Origin of the sequence: Synechococcus sp. UW179A (assembly GCF_900473965.1) — a bacterium.
Classification (GTDB): Bacteria; Cyanobacteriota; Cyanobacteriia; order PCC-6307; family Cyanobiaceae; genus Synechococcus_C.
This window is the reverse complement of the sequence record NZ_UCNJ01000032.1, coordinates 54,346-72,182: the sequence shown is the minus strand read 5'-3', so window position 1 is coordinate 72,182 and position 17,837 is coordinate 54,346. Positions and strand designations below refer to the sequence as shown.

The 17,837-nt window shown below is 57.9% G+C and carries 21 protein-coding genes; 11 read left to right on the top strand and 10 right to left on the bottom strand.

The features are described from left to right. The first annotated feature begins 17 nt into the window (after nt 1–17). Complete coding sequence (locus tag DXY31_RS14630; RefSeq protein ID WP_066905968.1) at nt 18–665, top strand: riboflavin synthase; 648 nt, start codon at nt 18–20, stop codon at nt 663–665. 73 nt (nt 666–738) lie between these two features. Continuing rightward, a complete protein-coding gene (locus tag DXY31_RS14625; protein WP_114994460.1) occupies nt 739–1,329 on the top strand; it encodes an HdeD family acid-resistance protein in 591 nt (196 codons plus the stop codon). Nucleotides 1,330–1,420: 91 nt separating this feature from the next. Here DXY31_RS14625 and DXY31_RS14620 read toward each other — a convergent pair whose 3' ends face one another. The 4 genes from DXY31_RS14620 to DXY31_RS14605 all read right to left on the bottom strand — a co-directional run bounded on the left by DXY31_RS14620 (nt 1,421) and on the right by DXY31_RS14605 (nt 4,975). After that, nucleotides 1,421–1,777 (bottom strand): AbrB family transcriptional regulator, encoded by a 357-nt coding sequence (locus tag DXY31_RS14620; protein WP_114994459.1) that lies wholly within the window; start codon nt 1,775–1,777, stop codon nt 1,421–1,423. A 95-nt stretch (nt 1,778–1,872) separates the two neighbouring features. After that, nucleotides 1,873–2,487, bottom strand: coding sequence for a cytochrome c oxidase subunit 3 (locus tag DXY31_RS14615; protein ID WP_114994458.1), 615 nt, complete (start codon nt 2,485–2,487; stop codon nt 1,873–1,875). Beyond that, nucleotides 2,484–4,154 (bottom strand): cytochrome c oxidase subunit I, encoded by a 1,671-nt coding sequence (gene ctaD, locus DXY31_RS14610; RefSeq protein ID WP_114994457.1) that lies wholly within the window; start codon nt 4,152–4,154, stop codon nt 2,484–2,486. The genes DXY31_RS14615 and ctaD overlap by 4 nt, the downstream gene beginning before the upstream one ends. Beyond that, entirely contained in the window at nt 4,151–4,975 is an 825-nt protein-coding gene (locus DXY31_RS14605) for a cytochrome c oxidase subunit II (protein ID WP_114994456.1), read from the bottom strand. Before DXY31_RS14605 ends, ctaD begins: the two co-directional genes overlap by 4 nt. Before the next feature lie 231 nt (nt 4,976–5,206). Here DXY31_RS14605 and DXY31_RS14600 point away from each other — a divergent pair, with 231 nt between their 5' ends. From DXY31_RS14600 to DXY31_RS14570, 7 genes are read left to right on the top strand one after another with little or no spacing between them, the layout of a single operon-like run. Then, nucleotides 5,207–6,136, top strand: a complete 930-nt coding sequence (locus tag DXY31_RS14600; protein ID WP_114994729.1) for a heme A synthase — start codon at nt 5,207–5,209, stop codon at nt 6,134–6,136. Beyond that, on the top strand, nt 6,129–7,136 hold the full coding sequence (locus tag DXY31_RS14595) for a heme o synthase (RefSeq protein WP_114994455.1): 1,008 nt from the start codon (nt 6,129–6,131) through the stop codon (nt 7,134–7,136). The genes DXY31_RS14600 and DXY31_RS14595 overlap by 8 nt, the downstream gene beginning before the upstream one ends. 28 nt (nt 7,137–7,164) lie before the next feature. After that, nucleotides 7,165–8,178, top strand: coding sequence for an ATP-binding cassette domain-containing protein (locus DXY31_RS14590; RefSeq protein ID WP_114994454.1), 1,014 nt, complete (start codon nt 7,165–7,167; stop codon nt 8,176–8,178). Between the two features lie 37 nt (nt 8,179–8,215). Then, nucleotides 8,216–9,073, top strand: a complete 858-nt coding sequence (locus DXY31_RS14585; RefSeq protein ID WP_114994453.1) for an ABC transporter permease — start codon at nt 8,216–8,218, stop codon at nt 9,071–9,073. Between the two features lie 4 nt (nt 9,074–9,077). Continuing rightward, nucleotides 9,078–9,557: a hypothetical protein gene (locus DXY31_RS14580; protein ID WP_137025006.1), complete on the top strand. Its 480-nt coding sequence runs from the start codon at nt 9,078–9,080 to the stop codon at nt 9,555–9,557. 6 nt (nt 9,558–9,563) lie between these two features. Beyond that, nucleotides 9,564–10,280, top strand: coding sequence for an N-acetylmannosamine-6-phosphate 2-epimerase (locus tag DXY31_RS14575; protein ID WP_114994451.1), 717 nt, complete (start codon nt 9,564–9,566; stop codon nt 10,278–10,280). Nucleotides 10,281–10,298: 18 nt separating this feature from the next. Beyond that, nucleotides 10,299–10,481 (top strand): hypothetical protein, encoded by a 183-nt coding sequence (locus DXY31_RS14570; protein WP_114994450.1) that lies wholly within the window; start codon nt 10,299–10,301, stop codon nt 10,479–10,481. A 26-nt stretch (nt 10,482–10,507) separates the two neighbouring features. On the opposite strand, the gene groL is transcribed toward DXY31_RS14570, so the two are convergent. Next, nucleotides 10,508–12,169, bottom strand: a complete 1,662-nt coding sequence (gene groL / locus DXY31_RS14565; protein ID WP_114994449.1) for a chaperonin GroEL — start codon at nt 12,167–12,169, stop codon at nt 10,508–10,510. Nucleotides 12,170–12,298: 129 nt separating this feature from the next. Here groL and DXY31_RS17140 point away from each other — a divergent pair, with 129 nt between their 5' ends. Further along, nucleotides 12,299–12,475 carry a hypothetical protein gene (locus DXY31_RS17140; protein WP_170953727.1) on the top strand — a complete coding sequence of 59 codons (177 nt, stop codon included), beginning with the start codon at nt 12,299–12,301 and terminating at the stop codon, nt 12,473–12,475. A gap of 25 nt (nt 12,476–12,500) precedes the next feature. Here the strand turns inward: DXY31_RS17140 and fabG are convergent, their stop codons facing one another. Genes fabG through DXY31_RS14550 form a run of 3 tightly spaced genes read right to left on the bottom strand, consistent with a single transcriptional unit; the run spans nt 12,501 to nt 15,231 of the window. After that, nucleotides 12,501–13,253, bottom strand: coding sequence for a 3-oxoacyl-[acyl-carrier-protein] reductase (gene fabG / locus DXY31_RS14560; RefSeq protein WP_114994728.1), 753 nt, complete (start codon nt 13,251–13,253; stop codon nt 12,501–12,503). A 47-nt stretch (nt 13,254–13,300) separates the two neighbouring features. Further along, nucleotides 13,301–14,401 carry a TrkA family potassium uptake protein gene (locus tag DXY31_RS14555; RefSeq protein ID WP_114994448.1) on the bottom strand — a complete coding sequence of 367 codons (1,101 nt, stop codon included), beginning with the start codon at nt 14,399–14,401 and terminating at the stop codon, nt 13,301–13,303. Then, nucleotides 14,401–15,231, bottom strand: a complete 831-nt coding sequence (locus DXY31_RS14550; protein ID WP_114994447.1) for a glycosyltransferase family 9 protein — start codon at nt 15,229–15,231, stop codon at nt 14,401–14,403. Before DXY31_RS14550 ends, DXY31_RS14555 begins: the two co-directional genes overlap by 1 nt. Before the next feature lie 72 nt (nt 15,232–15,303). On the opposite strand from DXY31_RS14550, the gene ispD reads away from it, so the two are divergent. Next, on the top strand, nt 15,304–15,975 hold the full coding sequence (gene ispD, locus DXY31_RS14545; RefSeq protein WP_114994727.1) for a 2-C-methyl-D-erythritol 4-phosphate cytidylyltransferase: 672 nt from the start codon (nt 15,304–15,306) through the stop codon (nt 15,973–15,975). Here the strand turns inward: ispD and DXY31_RS14540 are convergent. Together DXY31_RS14540 and DXY31_RS14535 are read right to left on the bottom strand one after the other, a co-directional pair. Next, nucleotides 15,966–16,883 carry an LD-carboxypeptidase gene (locus DXY31_RS14540; protein ID WP_114994446.1) on the bottom strand — a complete coding sequence of 306 codons (918 nt, stop codon included), beginning with the start codon at nt 16,881–16,883 and terminating at the stop codon, nt 15,966–15,968. The two genes, ispD and DXY31_RS14540, sit on opposite strands and share 10 nt — an antisense overlap. Then, entirely contained in the window at nt 16,883–17,776 is an 894-nt protein-coding gene (locus tag DXY31_RS14535; protein ID WP_114994445.1) for a 4-hydroxybenzoate polyprenyltransferase, read from the bottom strand. The genes DXY31_RS14540 and DXY31_RS14535 overlap by 1 nt, the downstream gene beginning before the upstream one ends. Nucleotides 17,777–17,837: the final 61 nt, after the last annotated feature.

The following is a 17,837-nucleotide window of genomic DNA, read 5'->3' as shown; positions in this document are numbered from 1 at the left end:
GGGGATGGAGATGGGCAATGTTCACCGGGTTGGTCCAGGCGGTGGGTCAGGTCGAACGACGTGGCCGCGCTCTGCTCGTCGAAGGCTGCAGTGCTTTCGCTCCACTGCAGCTTGGTGACAGCGTTGCTGTGGACGGTGTCTGCCTCACGGTGGCTTCACTGGTGGGTGACGGCTTTCTGGCGGATGTGAGTGAAGAGACGCTTCAACGCACCACTCTCGGGGCGAAGGCCGCAGGAGGAGGGTCTGTGAACCTCGAGCCCGCTCTACGTCTGTCGGACCGTTTGGGAGGACACCTTGTGAGCGGACATGTGGACGGCATCGGGGAGGTGGTCGCCGTGGAGTCTTTGCCCCAGTCATGGCATCTGGAGCTGCGCTGGCGGGATGCGGACTTCGGCCGCTACATCTGCGATAAGGCCAGTGTTGCGGTGAATGGCATCAGCCTCACTGTGGCGGGTTGCGCTGATGCCGGGTCAAGGTTTTGGCTGGCGGTGATTCCGCACACCTGGTCGGTCACAGCTCTTCGTGATCTGCAGGTGGGAGATGAGGTGAACCTCGAGATTGATCTGCTGGCTCGCTATACGGAACGGCTCATCAGTGCCAGCGGCTCTCAGGAGGGAACTCCGCCAATCAGCGCCGCCTGGCTGGCAGAGCATGGCTGGGGCTGAATGACTACCGCAATTCATGGCGGGATTTGTGAGGTCTAAATACCTTTCGGATGTTGTTCACTCTGAACTGTTCATGAATTCCGAGGACCGCTCCGAATCCCTGGGCACCTTCAAAGCTTTCTCGATTGCAGAGGGCATTCTTCTCATCATTCTGGGCGTCCTGGCCCTGATCTTCCCAGTCATTGCTTCGTTTTGGACCACAGGCGTGATTGCGGTGCTGTTTCTGGTTGGCGGTGTGGTCGGCTGGATCAGCAACCTTGCCCGTTCCCGCAGGATGGGCCGTTGGATCTGCTTCTGGCGTTTGGTGGTCTCCACGCTGTTCATCGTGGCCGGCGGTTCGATGATCAGTAACTTTCGCGATCCTGGTGAAGCCGCAGAGCAGGTTGCTGCGTTTGCCTTGGCCATTGGCATCGTCTTCCTTGTGGAGGGCGTCGTGGCCTTCTTCAATGGACTGGCCAACAGCAGTCAGCCCGGCTCTGGCTGGGCCATCGCCAACGGAGTGATCACTTTCATTCTGGGACTGTTAATCGTCACCCTCAAGTTCTGGGGTTTGCTCTGGGTGCTGGGAACGCTAGTGGGCATTAGCTTCCTGTTCAGCGGAATCGAGCTGATCGCGTTCAGCTCGAGCATCGATGACGGCCAGGATCCTCCTGCCGTCGCCTAAAGAGACAGCCTGCAAAAAAGAATCCCAAGGAGCAGCAGACAGTTGTCTCCTTGGGTGAACACTGAGAGTGATCGAGGCCCTGCGTGTGGTGTCAGGTGGATTCAGCGAGTGGCAGAAGCGTGATCGTGCCGGAATCCTTGTTCAGTTCAATCTTGAATTCCTGGCCTGGAACAAGCTCAAGGCGTTTTGTGTAGGCATGGCCGATCAGAAGATTGCCGTTGCCATGAACGCGTGTGCGGAATTCGGCCTGACGTCCTCTGCTACCTCCTCCTGAACCGCCGTTACTGGAAGGAAGTTTGTACCCCTTGGCTTCCACCAGAGCTCTGTAAAAACTTTTGCGCATCAGACGGCCACTGGGACCGACGTAACCGCAGCCCCGGGCGATTTCATCTTCAGGGCGGTTGCTGAGAGCTCGCGCCTTGTTCAGTAATTCATCTCCAACCAGCATGTCTATCGGAAAAGACACATCAATTCTGACTCCAGACTGCAACCCGGGCAAGGATTTCGTCGAAGTTCTGTCAATTGAACCGATCTCGATGCTCGTTAGATCAGGTAGAGAATCACAAAGAGAATGACCCAGATTCCGTCCACGAAATGCCAGTAGAGCTCTGCGGCCTCCAGCGGAAAATGATTGCTGGCACTGATACGACCTGAAGGTGTTCGGCATTGCCACCACACAATCAGGATCATCAGTGTCCCCAGTGTCACGTGCAGCCCATGGAACCCCGTGAGGGCATAAAAAGTGCTGGCGTAGAGATTGTCGGCGAGACCAAAGGGCAAAGTGAAGTACTCCACCATCTGGCTGGCGAGAAAGCCCAGACCCAGAATTGCGGTCAATATCAGCCAGAGGCGGCAGCGTTCGTTGTGCTGTCTGCGCAGGTTCACGCCCGCGCGGTGAAAGGTTGCGCTACTCACCAGCAGCAGAATGGTGTTGAGCGTTGGCAGCGGCAGTTCGAGCTCATAAATCGCACCCGGCATTAATGGATTGACTGCCTTGAAGGTGAGATAAGCGGCGAAGAAACCAGCGAACGTCATGGCGTCAGCCACCAGGAAGGTGGCCAGTCCGAACATGCGGTGATCCGGATGTTCGGTCCCGTGGTCAGCCCCGTGATCATCCATGTGATCAAGCTGAGTGTTTTGAGGAGTAAGTGATGTCATTGACCGCTTCTCCAAAGATCACTACCGCTGGCGGAGTTCAGATCGATCTCGTCTGCCGGGGTGCCATAGCCATATGGATGGGTGACAAGAGGGGGATCTCCTTTCCAGTTCTCAACCGGTGGTGGCGATGACGTCAGCCACTCAGGAGTGAGTGCTCGCCATGGGTTGTCGCCTGCAATGGCTCCGTGAAATGCACTGGCAATCACATTCCAGAGAAAAGGCAGAGTGCTGATGGCCATCAGCAGCGCTCCTGCACTGCTGATCTGATTGACGAGCTCAAACTGCGGGTCGTATTCGGCCACCCGGCGAGGCATGCCGTTCAGGCCAAGCCAGTGTTGCGGAGCAAAGCAGAGGTTGAAGCCAACGAAGGTCAGCAGGAAATGCAAACGTCCGAGATGCTCATCAAGCATGCGTCCGGTGATTTTGGGATACCAGTGATAAACCGAAGCGAAAATCACAAACACCGACCCCCCGTAGACGATGTAGTGGAAATGGGCAACGACGAAGTAGGTGTCATGAACATGAACATCAAACGGAACCTGTGCGAGGGCCACACCAGTGATTCCTCCGAGCACGAAATTCACAATGAAGCCACAAGAAAACAGCACAGCACTGTTCAGACTGATTCGGCCTCCCCAAAGCGTTGCAAGCCAATTGAAGAATTTGATTCCGGTAGGAACCGCAATGAAAGCTGTCGCAATGGTGAAGAACAGACGCATCCAGGGTGGAGTGCCACTGGTGAACATGTGATGAGCCCACACCACTAATCCAAGAACAACGATGGCCATAATCGAATACACCATGGTTGTGTATCCAAAGAGGGGTTTACGGCAGTGAACCGGAAGAATTTCGCTAACTAAGCCAAAAGCTGGCAGCACCATGATGTAAACCGCGGGATGAGAATAGAACCAGAAAAGATGTTGGTAAACAACAACATTTCCACCCATGCCTGGATTGAAAAAACCCGTGTGAGCAACAATATCGAAGCTCAGCATAATGAGTGTTCCCGCCAGAACTGGAGTAGAGAGAACCACGAGAATGCTTGTGCCAAGCATCGCCCAGCAGTACATCGGAAGCTGCATCAATTTCAAGCCAGGGCGGCGGAGCTTGAGAATCGTCGCAATGAAATTAATGCCGCCGAAGATTGAACTTCCTCCGAGAAGAAGAACACTCAGAATCCATATTATTTGACCAGTTGCTGGCGTTGTGATGCTGAGAGGTGGATACGCTGTCCAGCCAGACTGTGCTGCTCCCGTGATGAAGTAACTGCTAATAAGCATCAGCCCTGCTGGAGGAATGAGCCAAAAAGCAACCGCATTCAGTCTTGGATAGGCCATATCTCTGGCGCCCACATAGAAGGGAATCAGGTAATTACCGAAGGCCCCGTTGACCACTGGAACGATCCAGAGAAAGATCATCACTGTCCCGTGCAGGGTGAGGATCTGGTTGTAAACATCTCTGGCCATGAAGTCTGAAACCGGACTCAGCAGTTCGGTTCTGATCGCGCCCGCCATGGCGCCTCCGATCAGATAGAAGGCAAATCCGCAAACGAGATACTGAATGCCGATCACCTTGTGGTCGACGCTGAAGCTCAAATAGCGAAGCCAGCCTTGCGGTTGCAGTGAGGGTGAAGCTGGCGCTGTTTTTTGGGGAGCTGTAATCGTCATGCTTCAGCAGCGGGGAGCTTTCTGTTGGACTGGAGCCAGGTGTCAAAGTCATCGGCGCTGTCGACCACGACGCTCGAGCGCATACCTCCGTGATAAGGACCGCAGAGTTCTGCGCACACGATCGAGTAACTGCCCGTGCGGGTTGGGGTGAAGTCGAGAACCGTCGGCTGACCGGGGATCACGTCCTGCTTCAGCCGGAATTCAGGAATCCAAAACGCATGAATCACATCTTTGGCTTCCATCCGTAGTGAAACTGGTCGGTCGACAGGCACATGCATTTCTCCGGAAATGATGTCTCCGTCGGGGTAATGGAAGAGGAATGCAAACTGCATTGCTGTCACCTCAATGGGCAGTGGCGGTATGCCTGTCGTTGTGGCTATCTGGGAATCCTGCGTCGAGCCGATGCCACCCCAAATGCGCTGATCAACCACGGTCTCAGTGCCGTGGTTGCCATGGCCGAGTGGGACCATCCCACCCATGCGTTCGTAGATGTCGTAGCTGTAGAGCCCAACGAACAGAACAACGATTGCCGGAACAGCAGTCCAGAACACTTCGAGTGGAAGATTGCCCTCAAGCGCCAATCCATCACCGAGCTGTCCTGGACGGCGACGAAAACGCACAAGGCTGAAAAGAATTAATCCGACTATTCCTACAAAAAGGATTGTGCCAATGCTGAACAAAACACGAAACAACTCGTCGTAAATCGGCGCATTGGCACTGGCATCAATTGGAAGAAGGTTGATGTTCTGGCCAATCCAGAGCCCCCCGAGCACGAGGAGCATTCCTATGACCAGCGTCAGAATTGCTGAGGGGATGGGCACCCCGGACCTCAATCTGTTTGTCTTCAGGCTATGGAGGTTGGTTAATAATCACCACGCGTTGATTGTTAAGCAAGCCTGAAAATCCTTCGGCTTTTCTGAGCTAAAGAGCTCTCTTGTCAGCAAAGTCTCATCAAGTCTGAGATTGCAGATGTTGCACTCGGCTACACATCGTGCCGTTCTGATTCAAACGGCTACGTTCCGTGGATAACCATCTCCATTTAGGAGTTTGTGTTGACTGCATCGTCTCTCAATCCGATTCGTCTCCGCCTGGCTCAGTTGGCTGCCCATCTCGTGGTGGCCCTCGTGGCTCTGGTGGTGATCGGAGGAGCGACGAGGGTCATGGAGGCAGGCCTGGCCTGTCCTGATTGGCCTCTTTGTTACGGCAGCCTGTTGCCTGGTCGTCAGATGAACGTCCAGGTCTTCCTCGAGTGGTTTCATCGTCTCGATGCCTTTGTCGTAGGCGTGGCACTTCTGGTGCAGATGGCGGTCGTCTGGTGGTATCGCCGTGATCTGCCTGGATGGTTGCTGCCTCTTAGCGCCCTTCTGGTGCTGATGGTTGCACTGCAGGGAGGCCTCGGAGCGCTCACGGTTTTGAAACTGTTGCCTTCGGGTGTGGTCACGGCTCATCTGGCTCTAGCGCTCACCCTGGTGATCACGGTCAGTGGTCTTACCCAGACACTTTTGGCAGGCCCCCAGTCCGTCGCGCCGCCTCGCTGGTGGACCGTTTTCGGCTCATTGAGCGTGTTGGCGGTTTCTGGCCAGTGCCTCCTCGGTGCTGGCATGGCTACGTCTTGGGCCTCTCAGCGCTGTCTTGAAGCAGGTCAGTCTTGCCAATGGTTGCATTGGCATCGTGCCGCAGCCACGCCAGCAGCTTTAAGTGTGCTGCTTTTCGTCCTGGTGGCCCTGCTCAGTGGGCGCTGGGGGCGAGAGCAATGGCCGCTTCTGCTGATGGCTCCTCTGCTCGTCGTCACACAGATCGGCCTTGGTGTCACCACTCTGCGTCTTGGCCTTTCACAGCCCGCAGTGACCGTGGCTCATCAGCTCGTGGCTTGTCTTCTTGTCGCGGTTCTTGCAGGACTGACCTGCAGGCGTCAACCCCCTTCATCTAATCCACTCCCCGTCGTTCTCGACTCTTCTGCCCTGGAGGCCTGTCATGGCTAGTTCCGCCACAGCTGCAGCCTCGGCTCCGCTCACGCGCGAACAGGTTGTTCCTTCGCGCAAACGCATCAAACTTCCTCCCTGGCTTGAGGTGGCCAAACCGCGACTAATCCCTCTGCTGCTGGCCACGACACTCGGTGGCATGGCCTTGACCGAGGGCTGGCCACTCTCCTCTCCGAGACTGGTCTGCACACTCGGCGGGGGAGCTCTCGCCGCAGCCGCCGCAGGAGTCCTCAATTGTTTATGGGAGCAGGAGCTTGATGGCCGCATGCAGCGCACAAGCGGCCGTGCTCTGCCTTCGGGTCGATTGTCTCCAACAGCCGCTTTCGCCGGTGCTGTCTCCTGCACACTTGCGGCGGCAATGCTGCTCGTTAGTGGTGTGAATTGTCTCGCCGCAGGGCTTTCGCTGCTGGGGCTCTGCAGTTATGTCCTGCTTTATACGGCACTGCTCAAGCCAAGGACCCCTCAGAACATCGTGGTTGGAGGTGTCGCTGGTGCCATCCCTCCTCTGGTAGGTGCAGCCGCAGCCACCGGCCATGTGGGGCTGAGTGGCTGGTGGCTGTTTGCTCTAGTGATGGTGTGGACGCCGGCGCATTTCTGGGCTCTGGCCCTGCTTCTGCGCGATGACTACCGGGCGGTCGGCATTCCCATGCTTCCTGTCGTGAAAGGGTCTGTCGTTACAGCGCGCGCCATTCGCCGTTATGGCTGGGCAACGGTTCTAATCAGCATGCTTGGGATCTGGGCACTGCCTGAGGGTGGGCTTTTCTATGGCCTTTTAGTGCTTCCCTTCAATGGACGCCTGCTGCAGATGATCGGCAAACTCGCTGAAGACCCTGACAGCACTGATCGCGCTAAAGGACTGTTCCGCTGGTCGATTCTTTATCTCTTCGGGATCTGTCTGTTGCTGATCATCAGCCGTCTCTCCGCGGCTTCCCTGTTTGATCTTCAGCTCAGGGGATTTCTAATGACGCTGACTGCAGGGTTCCCTGGGATTGCTTCCTAGATTTCAAACGATTGTTTCTGTGGGCGGGATGTCACTGCTTGAGCTGGATCAACTGGAAAAGTCCTATGGGACCGTTTCGGCTCTGAGCGGACTCAGTTTGTCGGTTCCTTCCGGCTGCCTCTACGGATTGCTTGGACCGAATGGAGCCGGAAAAACCACTGCATTGCGCATCTTGGCCACACTGCTTGCCCCTGATCAAGGCCGCGTCGTTGTTGCAGGGGTGGACGCACTTCAGGAGCCTCGAACGGTTCGCCAACTGATGGGCTACGTGGCTCAGGAGGTGGCGATTGACAAGATCCTCACCGGCCGCGAGCTTCTGGCACTCCAGGGAGATCTCTACCATCTGCCACGGCAGGACAGGAATAATCGGATTGATCAACTGGTGGATCGGATGTCGATGGGCGATTGGATCGATCGTCGCTGCGGTACCTATTCCGGAGGGATGCGACGGCGTCTGGATCTTGCTTCTGGTCTATTGCACCAACCGCAGCTGCTTGTTCTGGATGAGCCGACAGTCGGACTCGATATCGAAAGTCGCGCTGTGATCTGGGAGGTGCTTCGGGACCTGCGCGATCAGGGAACCACGATCCTGCTGAGCAGTCATTACCTCGAGGAAGTGGAGGCTCTTGCTGATCGGATGGCGATCATCGATGCCGGTCGTGTGATTGCAGAGGGTCCCCCGGAAGCCCTGAAACGTGAGCTCGGTGGAGATCGGGTGACTCTGAGAGTCCGCGAATTCAGTGATCAGCTAGAAGCGGAACGCGTTCGTCAACTTCTCGAAGTGGTGGACGGCGTCAGGCGGATCGTGATTAATCGCGCTCAGGGTTATTCACTCAATCTCGTTGTCGATGGTGAGCATGTGCTTGCAGCGCTGAAGCAACGGTTGGCGAGTGAGGCTTTCGACGTGTTCTCCCTTTCACAGAGTCGTCCCAGCCTCGACGATGTGTATCTGCAGGCCACGGGCCGCACGCTGATGGATGCCGAGCTTGCCGTTGCAGGTCAGCGCGATCCCAAACAAGAGCGACGCCAGTCGATGCGTTGAGGCCTGTCCTGATGTTCTTTCAGTTTTCGTCTTGTCAATGACCAGTCCTGCCCTCGGTACAAATTCCTCAAACTCCGACAACGGATCGGCGTTTGCTGAGCTTCTCCAGGAAACCTTCGCTCTGACGCGACGTCTGTTCCTTCAGCTGCAACGGCGTCCATCCACATTGGTGGCCGGTGTGCTCCAACCATTGATCTGGTTGGTTCTGTTTGGTGCTTTGTTCTCACGCGCACCAGAGGGGTTGCTGCCAGGTGGCATGAGCTATGGCCGTTTTCTGGGAGCCGGGGTGATTGTGTTCACCGCCTTCAGTGCTGCGCTCAATGCAGGGCTTCCAGTGATGTTCGACCGTGAATTCGGTTTCCTAAACCGTCTTTTGGTCGCTCCGCTACGCAGTCGCAGTTCAATTGTTCTGGCCTCGGTCATCTACATCACGACGTTGAGTCTTGTGCAGAGCCTGGCGATCATGCTCACCGCATCTTTGCTCGGTTATGGCTGGCCAGGCGCTGCTGGTCTTCTGCTGGTGGTGCTCACGTTGCTGCTGCTGGTGTTCGCAGTCACAGCTCTGAGCCTTGGATTGGCGTTCGCCCTGCCAGGACACATCGAATTGATTGCAGTGATCTTTGTGGCCAACCTGCCTCTGCTGTTCGCAAGCACGGCGCTGGCCCCTCTGAGTTTCATGCCTCCCTGGCTGGGCTGGCTTGCATCGCTAAATCCCCTTACCTTCGCGATTGAACCCATTCGTGCCGCTTATGCCGGCCCGCTTGATCTGTCATCGGTTCTGCTGGAAGCGCCCTATGGCTCCGTCACCGGCACCACCTGCCTTCTGGTGTTGACGCTGTTGACGGCCGCGTTGTTCCTGTTGATCCGCCCGTTGCTCAATCGCAAGCTTGCCTGATTCCGTGAACCATTCCCCTTACCAGCATCAGGACCCTCGTCAGATCAGCCTTCAGCACCTGATCGAACAGGCTCTGCAACAGGACGACCAACAGCTGTTGACAAGGCTCGAACTGCAGTGGGTTCACCGCTTCGGTGTCGACTCCCTGCCGATGGGTTTGCTGGCTTCTGAAGACTGTTCTCCATCACCCATGGCACAGCCAGTGGCTGAGGTTTCTCCGATCGCTTCGCCTGAATCGAGTGCAGCGCCTGCTGCTAAACCCGAAGCAACATCAGTTGTGGGATCTGAGACCCTGAGTCCTGGACTGAATCGTTTCAGCACGTTGTTGAAAACCTGTCTGGATGACGTGGGTCGCGTGGTGGATCCTGAGATCAGTACCGATATGCCGGCCCCGAGTCTTCGTCCGGTTCCAGCAGCCGGTCCTCAACGATTGCGCCGCTGGCTGACACCTGTCAGCGAGCATGATTTGCCTAAAGCGTCCTGAGAGGTCATGGTCGTCTCGTCCAGGAATCGCTTGTCTCGCGATCATCTCCAGGGAGGCCTGATTGTTTCTGTTCAGGCCCCCGAGGGGTCTCCAATGCGTCATCCTGATGTGATCGCCGCTATGGCCGAAGCCAGTCTTCGCAACGGTGCTATCGGTGTCAGGCTGGAGAGTCCTGAGCATATCGGAGCTGTTCGGGAGCGTTGTCCGGATGCTCTGATCGTTGGTCTGTGGAAACGCTCTTTCCCCGATAGTTCGGTCTACATCACTCCTCGTTGGGAGGAGCTGAGAGCTGTCTGGGGGGCTGGTGCTGATGTGATTGCGCTGGATGCAACCGCCCGCAAGCGGCCCTCAGGCCAAGCGCTTGAGACGCTGATCCAATTAGCGAGAACAGAGCTCGGTGCAACCTTGATGGCGGATGTCGACAGTGTTGAAAACGGCCTGAGGGCTGCGGCTCTGGGATGTGATTGGGTTGGGACGACCCTGTTTGGATACACAGAAGACACTGCACAGCTCTCTCCGCCGGCCATGAACCTGTTACATCCTTTGAGAGAGCAGCTTCCCTCCTCAATCCTGCTGGTTTGCGAGGGAGGCATCGCTTCGGCTGTAAACGCAGCTGATGCCATCGAGGGCGGGGCGGACGTGGTCGTTGTCGGAACAGCCATCACTGGTGTTGATCTTCAGGTGGCGGCCTATTGCAGGCACTTGGAAAGGCAGACTGTCTAAGTCTCGCGAGACTCAGTCATGTTGCGCCTGATTTCCCTCCCGGCGATGGTCGGCGGACTTGTTCTGGCTCTGCCTGTTGCAGGTCTGCCGATGGGTGAGCTCCAGGCTCTGAACAGAGAATTGGGCCATCTCTGCAGCAAGCCCCCGCGTGAAGCACTGGCCGTCTGTCGGATTCACGCGCGCCTGGTTCGGGCTCTTTGAGCTGAACTAGGCGCGCGTTGGCGGCACTACATCATCCCGGGCATTCCCATGCCACCCATGCCACCCATACCGCCCATGCCACCCATGGGATCACCGCCGGCTGCTGGCGGTGCAGGAGGCTCAGGTTTGTCGGCCACAACCACTTCAGTTGTGATTAGCAGTGATGCAATCGAAACAGCGTCCTGAAGTCCAAGGCGAACCACCTTGGCGGCATCAAGAATACCTGCCTGCAGTAAATCCTCGTAATTGCCGGTCACGGCATTGAAGCCCTGGCCGGAGCGTTGCACCTGCTCCACCACGATGTCCCCGTTGGCACCTGCGTTGATGGCGATTTGCTTGAGGGGAGCGTTCAAGGCGCGCTGAACAATCTCCACGCCTGTTCGCCGATCTCCCTGCAGCTCAGCAGCGACGGAATCAAGGGTTCCTGCCAGTTGCAACAGTGTGGAACCACCACCGGCAACAATGCCTTCCTCAACAGCTGCCCGCGTTGCATTAAGGGCATCCTCGATGCGCAACTTGCGGTTTTTGAGCTCAGTTTCGGTGGGTGCTCCAACCTTGATCACGGCAACGCCACCAGCAAGTTTGGCAATGCGTTCGCTGAGCTTCTCCCGGTCGTATTCCGATTCGGTGTTGTCGAGTTCACGTCGAATGGAGGCCACCCGCTCAGCTACTGCGTTACGGCTTTCCTCGCCGGCAACGATCGTGGTGCTTTCTTTGCTGATCGTGATTCTGCGGACGCGGCCGAGATCGGCGAGTGTGACCTTCTCCAGCGTCATCGCCCTGTCTTCACTGATCACTGTGCCGCCGGTGAGGATGGCGATGTCTGCTAGAGCAGCTTTGCGGCGCTCACCAAACGATGGAGCGCGAACAGCAGCAACCTGTAGAACGCCGCGGTTCTTGTTCACCACGAGGGTGGCCAGAGCTTCCCCATCCACCTCTTCGGCCAAAACCACCAGGGGAGAGCCGGACTGCTGAACGGCTTCTAGTACTGGCACCAGGTCGGCCACCGCGCTCACTTTGCGGTCAGTTAGCAGCAACAGTGCGTTATCGAATTCACAGATCTGACGGTCACCGTCGGTGACGAAATAAGGGGAGCTGTAGCCACGGTCGAAGGCCATGCCTTCGGTGACATCAAGCTCAGTGGCCAGCGATTTGGATTCCTCGACGGTGATCACTCCGTCGACGCTGACCTTGTCCATCGCTTCTTTCACCATCTGGCCCACCTCCTCATCGCCGCCGGCGCTGACTGTCGCCACCTGACGGATGGCATCTCCACTGACGGCCTGGCTGCGCTCAGACAGGCCTTTAACCACGTGCTCAACAGCAGCTTCCATGCCGCGGCGAAGTTCGATCGGGCTGGCGCCAGCTGCCGTATTGCGGAGACCTTCCTCCACCATGGCCTGCGCCAGAACGGTTGCTGTGGTGGTGCCGTCTCCAGCTTTGTCCTTGGTTTTCGAAGCCACCTGCTGAATCAGTTTGGCGCCGATGTTTTCGAAGGGATCCTCGAGCTCGATCTCCTTCGCGATCGTGTCGCCGTCATTGATGATGTCGGGTGCTCCGAATGACTTCTCAAGCACCACATTGCGACCGCGCGGGCCGATGGTGACACGCACGGCATCGGCGAGAGCATTCATGCCTCGCTCCAGCGAAGCGCGGGATTCATCCGAAAAACTGAGAAGCTTGGCCATGGTCGACACTTACCCGCTCGTCAATGTCCCACAACGGCTGGACGTTTGACTCGTTGCTGGAAGTGGGGAAAGCCGAATCATCGCTCCCTGATATCTGCTGGAGGCCGCTGCGCTCGTTAGCGTTAATCCATGGCCAATTCAGGGGCACTGTTCTTTGTTCTACTGACCGGCCTGGCCGGGATCATGGCCTTGGTCTACGTGCCGCTGCGCATCTTTCTCACCGCGACAGAGCGCAGTCGCAGATTCAGATTGCTGCAGCGAATCCGCAAACTCAGGGATGAACTGGGGCAACCGCTTGAGCCGTGATGCATGAGGCCGCCGCAGACCCTGATCAGCCCATCACCATGCCGCCATCAACCTGCAGAACCTGACCGGTGATGTAGGCCGCAGCAGGGTCGGCTGCCAGAAACCGCACAGCCCCGGCAACCTGTTCTGGAGTTCCGAATCGCCCCAGGGGGATGGCGGCGAGGATCCCTTCTGCATCAAGGTCCTTGGTCATATCGGTTGCGATGAAACCTGGAGCTACTGCATTCACGGTGATGCCACGGCTGGCCATCTCCTTGGCGGTGCTTCTGGTGAATCCCACGACGCCGGCCTTGGCTGCGGCGTAATTGGACTGGCCGGCGTTGCCCATCAGGCCCACAACAGAGGTGATGTTGATGATCCTTCCGCTTTTCTGCTTGAGCATTGGGCGGGTCACGGCCCTGGTGCAGAGGAAGACACCACTCAGATTCAGGTTGATGACGGCCTGCCAGTCTTCGGTCTTCATCCGCATCAGCAGCCCATCGCGGGTGATGCCGGCGTTGTTGACTAAAACGTCGACTCTTCCACTTCGCTCGATCACGGTCTTGATCAGACCGTTCACAGCTTCCTCGTCGGCCACATTCGCTTGAAGGGCGTAGGCCTCACCTCCAGAATCTTTGATTTCACTGACCACCACTTCGGCCGCATCGGGTGAGCTGGAATAGTTCACAACCACCTCAGCACCGGCCTCAGCCAGGGCGAGGGCAACGGCTCGACCAATTCCACGGCTGGCTCCTGTCACCAGAGCGATCTGGCCATCGAGGGTGCGGATGCTGCTCATGCAAGAACCTGTGACCGGCTGATCGTACGGACCTGCAGAACCAGCTTTCATTCAGTCGCCTGCATGCCTCGCATGGTTTCCACTGCGTCAATGGCGTCACCAAGAATCCGACGCAGGTCCTCCAGTTGCTGCTTGCTACCCATCACCACGAGCATTTGGCCCGGTTCCAGGGTCACCTCTCCATTGGGATTGGCCGACAGGGTGTTGTTGTCACGGATGGCGAGCACCATGGCACCGGTGCGCCGTGCCAGGTCAAGTTCCTGCAGGCTGCGGTGGGCGATCTGACTCATCAGCAGAGGATCTTCACTGAGGCGGAATTCCTCGATTTCGCAGTCGGACCCCGCCAGCAGATCCGTGAAGTCGACCGCAAGGGGGCGCAAGGCCGTCGTCGCCATCAGTCGACCACCTGCGACGTAAGGGCTCACCACCACACTGGCGCCAGCTAGTTCAAGTTTTGCCGCCGCCTCCTCGCTGTCAGCGCGGGCGATGAGGCGACATCGCTGTTCAAGTCCGCGGGCGCTCAGGATTACGTAGAGATTGGCTGCGTTGCTGGGCAATGCGGTCACTAGGCTTCGGCAACGATCGAGGCCGGCCTCCATCAGTGTTTCGTCCAGGGTGGCGTCGGCCTGGAGCACCTTCAGTCCGCGTTCTTCAGCAGCTTTTTTGCGTAAAGGGTCGAGTTCGACCACTAGCACTGGTGCCTTTTCGAGCAGCAGCTGCTCGCTGATCTCACGACCGATCCTGCCGTAGCCGCAGAGAATGACGTGGTCTTTCATGCGCCGCAACATCCGGCGAAACCTCAGCTCCCGTACTTGACGGAAGTATCCGGATTCTGACAAGCCCAGCACGCGTTGAATCGAGAGCTGAACAACCAGAAGTCCTCCGGCAATGATCAAAACCGTGACCAATCTCCCCGGCTGGGACAGAGGCTCCACTTCCCCATAGCCAATCGTGCTGATCGTGATCAGCACCATCCACAGGCAATCTCCCCAGTCCCATCCTTCAGTAATTCGGTAACCGATGGCTCCTCCGAGGACCAACGCGGTCAGTGCCAGTCCCGGCAGCATCCAAGGGCGTGCGAGGTGTCTCAGTTGATGTGGACGGCCTCTGAGCAGATCGTCTCGTCTGCTCCGCCGGGGGCGCATCATCAGAAGCCGAGAGCTTGCATCACATCCTGGACCGAGAGTGAAGTCAGATCCTCGTTGTCGAGCCTGCGAATCATGTCCCTCTGGGGAAGCTGGTCTGTTTTCGCACCCAGTGCAACTAGTGGTAGTCCGCAGTAGGTGGCAATCAGCTGGGTCAGGGAACAACTGCTGAGCACCACATCAGCGCAGGCAACGGCAGCGGCACGTTCGGCGATGGGCATGTCAGTCGGTAATACAAGGCTGCGTAACTGGGGCAGCTTGCTGCGGATGGTCTCCGGGAGTGATGTCCAGCGTTCCTGAGGCCAGTCACCAGGGAATGTGTTTGGCGCTAGCAGCAGTAGAGGCCCATCCCCTGCGGGCTGAGCATTACGGGCTTTCTCCATGGCATCCGCAGGCAGGCTGAGGCGAAAGGCATCGGCATTCAGAGAAACCCCCATCGGGGACAGAAAGGCTTCAAGTTTCTGCGGCGTCCAGCCTGCTTCCACCGTGGCGGAGGCCGTACTGGCAAAGCCTTCCGTGGCCACCCGCATCGGGATATGACTCATCGACAGCATTAAATTCACCTGCTTCCCTGTGGCGAAATTGAGGCATGCCTGGAAGTCAGGTTCCCTGACTAGCCCCAGAAGGTTGGCCCAATCCGAGAGGTTCGGAGTCGCTTCAAAAGGGAAGGGAATCACTTTCTTCACCGCTGGCAGCATCGTCCACAACGCGCGATGGGATGGATCGCAGGCCACCTGGAGGCTGGCCTCAAGCTGATCAGCGGCAGCCGCAAGAGCCGGCAGGCGCTCGAGCTGCTGTTGAAGGCTTCCGGGGCTGAGAGCGAGAACGCGCATGAACCAGCAGCACAGGGGGTGCGAGCTGATTGTATGGAGGCCGTTTCAGACTGCTGGCAGCAGGAGTCGCTTGTGCATCTGTTGATTGCCGCAGCTGGCAGCGGCCGGCGAATGGGAGCTGATCGCAACAAACTCCTGCTCGAGCTTCGGGGCAAGCCCCTACTTTCCTGGACGTTGGAGTCGGCTTTTGCGGCTGAAGAGATCGGTTGGATCGGGGTCATCGGTCAGCCTGGAGATGAACACGAGATTGCCTCCCTTCTGCAGGCCGCGCCCAAGCCTGTTGCCTGGATCGAAGGTGGCAGCACACGCCAGGAATCGGTGGAGCGAGGTTTGGTCGCACTCCCGGGGGATGCGGAGCATGTCTTGATCCATGACGGTGCACGTTGTCTCGTCGATCCAAGCCTGTTCAACCGCTGCGCTGCAGAGGTCCTTGGCGGGGATGCCGTGATCGCTGCGACTCCTGTGACCGACACGATCAAGCGTGTAAAAGGAGGGGGACTTATCGCTGAAACACCAGATCGAGCAGAGCTCTGGGCAGCGCAAACCCCCCAGGGTTTTGCTGTTGCTGCTCTGCGTGAAGGCCATGCAAAGGCCAAGGCCCTTGGTTGGTCGGTTACCGACGATGCCTCCCTGTTTGAACGCCTGGGATGGCCAGTCAGGGTGCTGGATGCGGGACCCGCCAACATCAAGGTCACCACTCCGTTCGATCTCACTGTGGCGGAAGCTGTGCTTGGTCAGCGATGAGTCGGTAGCTCCAGGCTTAGGGTGCCGCTGTTGCCATCCAGTTGAGCGAGAACGCCCATCGGCAGAGCCGCATTGCCTCCGTTGCCGTGACCCACGGGCAAATCTGCAACCACAGGACAACCCAGGTCCTGAGTGCGTTCACGCAGAACTTGCTCCAAGCTGAATGTGTGTTCAGACTCGCTCTGCTCAGCGTCATCGCAACCGCTGAATCGCCCGAATCCAATGCCTTCCAGATCCTGCAGTGCGCCCACCAACCGCCAATGGGTGAGCATCCGATCAAGGCGATAGGGAGCTTCACCCACGTCTTCGATCACCAGGATCGCTCCTCGTAGATCCGGTAAGTGACGGCTGCCGAGCAGGTGCGATGCCACCGTCAGATTCACCGTGAGCAACGGGCCTATCCCAACGCCGCCTGCCCAGCAGGTCCCTTGGAGAGACGCAACTGGATGTCCGAACAGGAGATCGTGAAGACGCTGTTGGCTCCAGTTCGGTTCGCTCGCCAGCGTTGTCACCAGTGGTCCATGGATGCCTCCCCCAAAGCCGCTCGCCATGCGGCTGCAGAGCAAGGCTGTGACATCAGAGAAGCCAAGAAACCATCCCTTTCTCCAGGGGACGGCCTGTTCAAGAAGACGGGCTGCTCCCCAGCCACCTCGGGCACAGGCCAGCAGTGCGACCCCAGCGTCAGCAGACAAATCACTTGATCGTTCACTGTCGCGCCCTGCTAAGTAGCCCCAGTGCCGTCCATGGCAGGTCGGAGTGTTCACTGTCAGCCCCCATGACTTGAGCACGGCGATTCCTGCAAGCAGGCTGGTTTCATCGCAGATCGCCGAGCTTGGTGCAGCGATGTTGACTCTGTCGCCCACCTTTAAGGGACTGGGCAATGACCAAAGATGTTCGGATTGCGGCATCAGCTCATAGGTGAAAGCACCAGGCCGATGAGCAGCAAGGCTCCGATTTGGACCTGACGTCCGAAATGACGGGCATAGACAGCTGCTGGTTGTTGCTCACTGGCTCGCAGGGTATGTGTGGAGCGCCACAGCCCAATGGTTGCGATGACCCAGAAGGGCCAGAAGAGCACTCCCACATCGGCGGCTGCGGCCGCGATGGCCAGGGATGCCGACGTGAGCCCATATCCAGCTCGAACGGTCCTAATGGCATTGCGGCCGAGAGTCAATGCGCTGCTGCGCAGGCCGAGCTTCGCATCATCAGGCCGGTCGGCCATTGCGTAGACCGTGTCAAAGCTGAAGGTCCAGCACAGGGTGGAGAACCAGCAGCCAATCAGGGGGATGGATGGGGTGATGCTTCCTGTGAACGCCGCCCAGGGGATCAACACCGCGAAGCCCCAGCAGACTCCCAGCACCGCCTGAGGGAAAGGGAACCAGCGTTTGGCGGAGGGGTAGATCAGGATCGGAGGGAGGGCTAGGACTGCCAGTTGCAGGCAGAGCAGCATTTGGGTCGAAAGGCTGAGCACGACCGCCAGGGCCAGAGCCAGCAGCAGCACCAGCCCAGCAGTTGCTTGTCTACGGCTGAGCGCACCGCTGGCGAGGGGACGCTGGCGGGTGCGTTCTACCTCACTGTCGATCGTCTGGTCCCAGAGATCATTGGCGATGCAGCCGGCCCCGCTCACAGCCAATCCGCCGATCAGGATCTGCATCACCAATAACGCAGGGGGAGGAGCGTCCGGAGCGAGCCAGAGACTCCACCCTGCTGGCACAAGAAGAATCAGGCGCCCGCTTGGTTTGTTCCATCGCAGCAGAGCCACCCAGGGCGACATGACGCGAGAAAAGGTCGTGCCAGTCACAGTGCGCAGAACCCGAAACTTGAATTTTCGGAACCTTAATCAGCGGCGACTCGGCCCGGAG